Source organism: Streptomyces sp. S465 (assembly GCF_026898115.1).
GTDB lineage: Bacteria > Actinomycetota > Actinomycetes > Streptomycetales > Streptomycetaceae > Streptomyces > Streptomyces luomodiensis.
In genome coordinates, this window is the sequence record NZ_CP114036.1 from 5,407,490 (window position 1) to 5,416,128 (window position 8,639).

An 8,639-nucleotide genomic window follows, 5' to 3' on the forward strand; every position below is an offset into this window, starting at 1 on the left:
GCGTGAACAGCGAGCACGCGTCGGTTGAGGACGCCGTACCCGACGCCATAGCCGTGGTCGGCCTCTCCTGCCGCCTGCCGCAGGCCCCGAATCCCTCGGCCTTCTGGCGGCTGTTGTGCGAGGGAACCGACGCGATCACCGAGACGCCCCCGGAACGCCGCTCCCCGACGGCGCCGGCCGGCTCCGTACCGCGCGGAGGCTTCCTCGACCACCCCGACCGGTTCGACGCGGGCTTCTTCCGGATCTCCCCCCGCGAGGCCACCGCGATGGACCCCCAGCAGCGGCTGATGCTGGAGCTGGGCTGGGAGGCGCTGGAGGACGCCGGAATCGTGCCGGACCTGGCCGCCGCGGGCCGGACCGGCGTCTACCTCGGCGCCTTCGCGGACGACTACGCGACCCTGTTCCACCGGAGCCCCGTCGAGGCCGGGGAACACACCCTCACCGGACTCAGCCGGGGGATCGTCGCCAACCGGATCTCCTACGCCCTCGGCCTCAGCGGCCCCAGTCTGGTGGTCGACACCGGGCAGTCCTCGTCGCTGGTCGCCGTCCATCTGGCCTGCCAGAGCCTGCGCCGAGGCGAATCGGACCTGGCCCTGGCGGGCGGGGTCAACCTCATCCTCGCCCCGGAAAACACGGACGCCACCGAGAAGTTCGGGGCCCTGTCGCCGGACGGCCGGTGCTTCACCTTCGACCACCGGGCCAATGGCTATGTGCGCGGCGAGGGCGGCGGCCTGGTGGTGCTCAAGCCGTTCGCGGCCGCCCGAGCCGACGGCGACCACATCTACTGCCTCATCCGCGGCAGCGCGGTGAACAACGACGGCCCCGGCGCCGGACTGACCACCCCCACCACGCGCGGTCAGCAGGACGCCCTGCGCCGGGCCTGCGCCGAGGCCGGTGTGCACCCCTCGGACCTGAGCTACGTCGAACTGCACGGCACCGGCACCAAGGTCGGCGATCCGATCGAGGCCCGTTCCCTGGGCGCGGTCCTCGGCGCCGCCCGCCCGGCCACCTCCCCGCTGGCCGTCGGCTCGGCGAAGACGAACGTGGGACACCTGGAGGCGGCGGCGGGGATCGTCGGCCTGATCAAGACCACCCTGGCCATCGAACACGGTGTGCTGCCCCCCACCCTCAACTTCGAACGCCCGCACCCCGACATCCCGCTGGACGCCCTGAACCTCCGCGTCCAGACCGCCCTGGGCCCCTGGCCGGACGGGGGCCGGCCGCGGGTCGCGGGGGTCAACTCCTTCGGCATGGGCGGCACCAACTGCCATGTCGTCCTGGCCGAGCCCCCCGGCGGACCGACCGCCGAGCAGCCGGCCCAGTTGGCGGAGGAGCCGAGGGACATATCGGTCCCCGTCCTGCCCTGGCTCCTGTCCGGCCGCACCGCACCCGCCTTGCGCGCCCAGGCCGAGCGGCTGCGCACCCACCTGGCCGAGCACCCGGCACTGCGGCCGGTGGACGTGGCCTATTCGCTGGCCACATCGCGGGCCGCGCTGGAGCACCGCGCGGTGGTGGTCACCCCGGGGGCAGCCGAGGCTGGGGCAGCCGCTGCCCACGGGCTGGGGGCGCTCGCGGCGGACGAGCCCGCCGCGGAGGTCGTCCGGGGTGTGGTGGCGGAGGGCACGTGTGCGTTCTTGTTCGCGGGTCAGGGGTCGCAGCGGGTGGGGATGGGGCGTGAGCTGTATGAGTCCTATCCGGTGTTCGCGGAGGCGTTCGACGCGGTGTGTGAGGGGTTCGCGCCGTTGCTGGTGAGGGATGTGGTGTTCGGAGCTGACCAGGGGGTTTTGGATCGTACGGAGTTTGCTCAGCCTGCGTTGTTCGCGGTTGAGGTGGCGTTGTTCCGGTTGGTGGAGTCGTGGGGTGTGGTCCCGAATTTTGTGCTGGGGCATTCGGTGGGTGAGTTGGCTGCCGCGCATGTGGCGGGGGTGTTCTCGCTGGGGGATGCGTGTCGGTTGGTGGGGGCGCGGGGTCGGTTGATGCAGGGGTTGCCGTCGGGTGGGGCGATGGTGGCGGTGGAGGCGTCCGAGGCTGAGGTGTTGGAGGGCCTGGCGGGGCGCGAGGGTGTGGATGTTGCTGCGGTGAATGGTCCGTCGTCGACGGTGGTGTCGGGTGTGGCGTCGGTGGTGGAGGTGGTTGCGGCGGAGTGGGAGGCGCGGGGTCGTCGGGTGCGTCGGCTGCGGGTCTCGCATGCGTTCCATTCGTCCCTGATGGAGGGGATGCTGGAGGAGTTCCGGCGGGTGGCGGAGTCGGTGGAGTACCAGACGCCGAGGATTCCGCTGGTGCTGAATGTCTCCGGCCAGGTGGGTGTGCCGGATGGTGCGGAGTACTGGGTGCGTCACGTGCGGGAGGCGGTCCGTTTCCACGATGGTGTCCGTGTCCTGGAGGCCGAGGGCGTGGCCACGTTCGTGGAGCTGGGCCCGGACGGGACGTTGTCGGGGATGGCTCAGGACAGCGTGGCCGGGGTGAGTGTTCCGGTCCTGCGTCGTGATCGTCCGGAGGCCGAGTCGTTGTGGCGGGCGGTGGCGACCGTCCATGTGCGTGGTGTGGGCGTGGACTGGCACGCGGTCTTCGCCGGTAGCGGGGCGCGTCGTGTTCCCCTGCCCACCTACGCCTTCCAGCGGAAGCGCTACTGGCTGGGCGATCCCACCGAGGGCCCCACCGAGGGCCCCACCGAGGGCGAGGCCCCCGCCGAGGCATCCGTCGAGCCCGCCTCACTCGCCCGGCGGCTCCACGGCCGGCCCGAGGACGAGCAGGAACGGATCGTCCTGGACGTGGTGCGCGCCCATGCCGCCGCGGTGCTCGGGCACAGCACACCCCAGGACATCGACCCGGGACTGTCCTTCAAGGACCACGGCTTCACCTCGGGGACCTCCGTCGAGCTGCGCAACGCCCTCAACGAGGCCACCGCTCTCACCCTGCCGAGCAGCCTGCTCTTCGACCAGCCCACCCCGCTCGTCCTGGCCCGGCACATCCGTGACCAGCTCCTCGGTTCGCGGGAGGGTGCGCAGTCTCCCCGACCGACCGTGGCCCCGGCGGACCGGGACCCTGTGGTGATCACCGCGATGGGCTGCCGGTTCCCGGGCGGGGTCACCTCTCCGGAACGGCTGTGGCGACTGGTCGCCGACGAGGTCGACGCCATCACCGGCCTTCCGGCCGATCGCGGGTGGAGTCCCGATGAGCTGTACGACCCCGAGGGCGCCGGGCTGGGCACGTCGTATGTGCGGGAAGGCGGTTTTCTGACCGGCCTCGGCGACTTCGACGCGGAGTTCTTCGGCATCAGCCCGCGTGAGGCGCTGGCGATGGATCCACAGCAGCGGTTGCTGCTGGAGGTGACCTGGGAGACGTTCGAACGGGCCGGGATCGACCCGGCCACGCTCCGGGGCAGCCGCACGGGCGTGTTCATGGGCGCCACCGCCCAGGAGTACGGCCCGCGTCTGTACGAGTCCGACGAGGACGCCGCCGGGTATCTGCTGACCGGGACCACCGCCAGCGTGGTGTCCGGGCGGGTGGCGTACACCTTCGGCCTGGAGGGTCCGGCGCTGACGGTGGACACGGCGTGCTCGTCGTCGCTGGTGGCCCTGCATCTGGCCACCCGGGCACTGGCGAGCGGCGAATGCGATCTGGCGCTGGCCGGCGGAGTCACCGCCATGGCGGCGCCGGGCATGTTCGTGGAGTTCAGCAGGCAGCGGGGGCTGGCGCCGGACGGTCGGTGCAAGGCGTTCGCGGCGTCCGCTGACGGTACGGGGTGGGCGGAAGGCGTGGGCGTGCTGCTGGTGGCCCGGCTGTCGGAGGCGCGGCGGCGTGGGCTTCCGGTGCTGGCGGTGGTGCGGGGCAGTGCGGTCAACCAGGACGGTGCGAGCAATGGGCTGACGGCGCCGAACGGCCCGTCCCAGCAGCGGGTGATCCGCGACGCCCTGGCGGGGGCCCGGTTGGGGCCGGGCGATGTCGATGCGGTGGAGGCGCACGGTACGGGGACGAAGCTGGGCGATCCGATCGAGGCGCAGGCGCTGCTGGCGACGTACGGGCGGGGGCGTGCGGTGGACCGGCCCCTGTGGCTGGGGTCGTTGAAGTCGAACATCGGGCATGCGCAGGCGGCGGCCGGTGTGGGTGGCGTCATCAAGATGGTGATGGCGATGCGGCATGGTGTGCTGCCGAGGACGTTGCATGTGGATGAGCCGTCGCCGCATGTGGACTGGTCGTCGGGTGGGGTGTCGCTGCTGACGGAGGCGCGGGAGTGGCCGGAGACGGACGGCCGGCCGAGGCGCGCGGGTGTCTCGTCGTTCGGGGTCAGCGGCACCAACGCGCATGTGGTTCTCGAACACGTTCACGTTCCGGCCGACGACATCGGGGCCGTGGACGCCGTGGAGGGGGCGGTTGAGGGCGGCCCGGTGGTCTGGGCCCTCTCGGCGAGGAGCGCTGAGGCGCTGCGTGCCCAGGCCGCGCGGCTGGCCGCCTTCGTGGACGGTGCGCCGGAGCTTCGTCCCCTCGACGTGGGATGGTCGCTGGCCACCACGCGAGCGGCGCTGGACCGCCGCGCCGTGGTGGTCGGACGGAGCCGGGCGGATTTCCTCGATCAGCTGCGTGACCTTTCGCCGTCCGCGGCTCCGGGCGGGGTACTGCGGACCGCCGGGCGAACGGTGTTGGTGTTTCCGGGGCAGGGGTCGCAGTGGGTGGGGATGGCGGTGGATCTGCTGGGGGCTTCGCCGGTGTTCGCGGGGCGGATGGCGGAGTGTGAGCGGGCGTTGTCGGCTTATGTGGATTGGTCGTTGACGGGGGTGTTGGGTGATGGGTCTGCGTTGGGGCGGGTGGATGTGGTGCAGCCGGTGTTGTGGGCGGTGATGGTGTCGTTGGCGGCGTTGTGGGAGTCCTTCGGTGTGGTGCCGGGTGCGGTGGTGGGGCATTCGCAGGGTGAGATTGCGGCGGCGTGTGTGGCGGGTGGGTTGTCGTTGGAGGACGGGGCGCGGGTGGTGGCGCTGCGCAGCCGGGCGCTGACCGCACTCGCTGGTGGCGGCGGGATGGTGTCGGTGGCGGTCTCGGCGGACGACGCGGTTGCGCTGCTGGAGCCGTGGGACGGCCGGGTCGGAGTGGCAGCGGTGAACGGTCCGTCGTCGGTGGTGGTGTCCGGGGACGCGGCGGCGCTGGACGAGTTCGTCGCGGCCTGTGAGGCGGACGGTGTGCGGGCGCGTCGGGTCGAGGTGGATTACGCCTCGCATTCGGCGCATGTGGAGGTGTTGCGGGAGCGGTTGCTGGAGGAGCTGAGCGGGATCGCTCCAGCGCGCTCGCGGGTGCCGTTCTTCTCCACGGTGACGGGTGAGTGGCTGGATACCGAGCAGTTGGATGCCGGGTATTGGTATCGGAATCTGCGGGAGACGGTGCGGTTCGGCGCGGCGACCGAGGCGTTGCTGGCGCGGGGTTTCGGGGTGTTCATCGAGGCCAGCGCCCATCCGGTGCTGACCTACGGCGTGCAGGAGAGCATCGAGGCGGCGGGTGCGGAGGCGGTGGCGTTGGGTTCGCTGCGCCGGGACGAGGGTGGCCTGGATCGGTTCCTGCGGTCCGTGGGCGAGGCGTACGTCCATGGTGTGGACGTGGACTGGTCGTCGTTGTTCGAGGGCGCGCGGCGCGTCGATCTGCCGACGTACGCCTTCCAGCGGCAGCGCTACTGGCTCGACGCGCAGGGCGGCCGCCAGGACGTCGGCAGCCTGGGGCTCGCGCGGGCGGACCATCCGCTCCTGGGGGCCGCCGTCGAGCTGCCCGGTGACGGTGGTCTCGTCCTGACCGGGCGGCTGTCGCTGTCGTCCCATCCGTGGCTGGCCGACCATACGGTGCTCGGCAGCGCGCTGTTCCCGGGCACCGCCTTCCTGGAGCTCGCCGCGCACGCCGGGCGGGAAGCCGGATGCGCCCTGCTGGAGGAGCTGACGCTCCAGGCGCCCCTCGTGCTCTCCGCGACCGGCGGTGTGTCGCTGCACGTACGGGTGTCGGCGCCGGACGACGAGGGCCGCCGGTCGCTGGAGATCCACAGCAGGTCGCAGGACGCCCCGGCCGAGGCGCCCTGGACCCGGCACGCGGCCGGTGCGCTGGCGGTCTCCGCTGACCCGGCGGCCACCACGGCCCGGTCGGCGGCCGCCTGGCCGTCGCCCGCCGACCGCGCGTCGGTGGACGTGGCGGGCCTGTACGACACCCTCAGCGAGACCGGCTACCACTACGGGCCCGCCTTCCAGGGGCTGAGCGCGGTGTGGCAGGCCGACGGCGAGGTGTTCGCCGAGACACGGCTGCCCCAGGGCCTGGAGCCCGCCTCCTTCGGCCTCCACCCCGCGCTTCTGGACGCCGCGCTGCACGCGGTCCTCCTCGATCCCGCGGACCGGACACCGGATGTCCGGCTGCCCTTCGCCTGGACCGGTGTGCTGCTGCGGCCCACGGCCGCGACCGCCCTGCGGGTACGGATGTCACCGGCCGGCCCGGAAGCGGTCAAGCTGGTCGTCACCGACGAGGCGGGCGAGCACATCGCCACCGTCGACTCGCTGGCGCTGCGCCCGGTCTCGTCCGAGGAGCTGCGCGCCGACCGGAGGAATCCGGCCGAGTCGCTGTACGGGGTGGAGTGGTCGGCGGCGCCCCTGCCCACCGGGCCGTTCGACGACGCCCCGTACCGGGTGCCCGACGGCGGCGAGCTGCCCGCCGCGGCGCGGACGCCGTCCGTGGTGACCGTCGCGCTGGGCCCGGCCGGCGCCGGCCAGGGTGGCCCGCACGCCGCGCACGACGTGGCCGAGCGGGCGTTGACGCTGATACGGCAGTGGCTCGAGGACGAGGAACGGCCCGCCGCCGCGCGGCTGGTGATCGTCACCCGCCGGGTGGTGGGCGTCCGCGCGGACGAGGAGATCGCGGACCTGGCCGGGGCCGTCGTATGGGGGCTGGTCCGCTCGGCGCAGTCCGAGCACCCCGGCCGCTTCGTCCTGATCGATGTGGACGGCACCGAGGAGTCCGAGTCCGCCTTGGCCGCCGCCGTCGCCTCCGGCGAGCCGCAGCTGGCCCTGCGCTCGGGCGTGGCGTACGTACCCCGGCTGACCAGGGTCGCATCGGCGGGCGCGGGCGCGGGCGCGGGCGCGGGCGCGGGCGCGGGTGCGGGCGCGGGTGCGGGTGTTGGTGTGGATGCCGGTGCTGCTGCCGGTGTCGGTGCGGCCGAACCGTTGGACCCGGACGGCACGGTCCTGGTCACCGGCGGCACCGGCGCCCTCGGCGCGCTGATCGCCCGCCATCTGGTCACCCGCCACGGGGTGCGCCGACTGCTGCTGACCGGCCGCCGCGGCGCCCAGGCCCCCGGCGCGGCGGAGCTGGTGGCCGAGCTCGCCGAACTGGGCGCCGACGCACGAGCCGTGGCCTGCGATGTGGCCGAGCGGGACGCCTTGGCCGCCGTGCTGGCCGATGTTCCGCGGTCCCATCCGCTGACCGCAGTCGTGCACGCCGCGGGCGTACTCGACGACGGACTCGTCACCGCGCTCACCCCCGAACGGCTGCACGCCGTGCTGCGCCCCAAGGTGGACGCGGCCTGGCATCTGCACGAGCTGACGGCCAGGCAGAACCTCGCCGCCTTCGTCCTGTTCTCCTCCGTCGTCGGCACGCTCGGCGGCGCCGGGCAGGGCAACTACGCGGCGGCCAACACCTTCCTGGACGCGCTCGCGCACCATCGGCGCGCCACCGGGCTGGCCGGACAGTCCCTGGCCTGGGGGCTGTGGGAGGAGGTCGGCGGGATGACCGGACACCTGGACGAGGCCGACCGGCGTCGGATCGAACGCCACGGCATGACCCCGTTGTCCCGCCGCGACGGCCTGGAGCTGTTCGACCTGGCACGGGCGTCCGGCCGTGCCCTGGCCGTACCGGCGCACCTGGTGGTCGGGGCCCTGCGCACCCATCCGTCGCCGCTGGTGGCGGGGCTGGTGCCGGGCGCGACGGGGGCCGCCCGGCCCGGACCGGCCGAGTCGCCGGCCCAGTCGCTCGCCGGGCGGGTGGCCGGTCTGGCGCCGGAGGAGCGGGAGCGCGCGGTCCTGGAGTTCGTACGCGCCCAGACCGCCGCCGTGCTGGGGCATGACACGCCGGAGGCGGTCGACGAGGAGCAGGCGTTCAAGAAGCTGGGGTTCGACTCGCTGACCGCGGTCGACCTGCGGAACCGCGTCACCGCGGCGAGCGGTCTCGCGCTGCCGGTCACCGTGGTCTTCAACCATCCCACGCCCGCGGCGCTCGCCCGCCACCTGCTCGAGGAACTGGGCGCGGGGGAGCGGACCGGGACCGACCTGGTGCTGGCCGAACTCGACCGGGCGGAGGAGGCGTTCGCCGGGGTGCCGTCCGACGACGGCCGGCGCGGAGCGGTCACCGCGCGGCTGCGGGCGATGCTGCGGAAGTGGGACGAAGCCGTCGGCCGCCGCATCGACGGGCCGGGCCCGTCCCCGGCCCCGTCCTCGCCCCTGCCCTCGGACCGGGCCGGGGACGGGGGCCTCGACGAGGACGTGGACCTCGGCACGGCCACCGACGAGGCCATGTTCGAGCTGATCGACAAGGAACTGGGACGCCCGTGATCCGCGAGCTGGGACCTCCATGATCCGCGAGCTGGGGTTTCCCGTGATCCGCGAGTTGGGACTCCCGTGATCCGC

1 protein-coding gene is annotated in these 8,639 nt (G+C 73.4%); it reads left to right on the plus strand.

Features of this window, described 5'->3' with window-relative positions; all coding sequences use genetic code 11:
- The first annotated feature begins 2 nt into the window (after window positions 1-2).
- The gene (locus N6H00_RS22935; protein ID WP_268973706.1) at window positions 3-8,564 is read left to right on the plus strand and encodes a type I polyketide synthase; all 8,562 of its coding nucleotides are present in this window, start codon (window positions 3-5) and stop codon (window positions 8,562-8,564) included.
- Window positions 8,565-8,639: the final 75 nt, after the last annotated feature.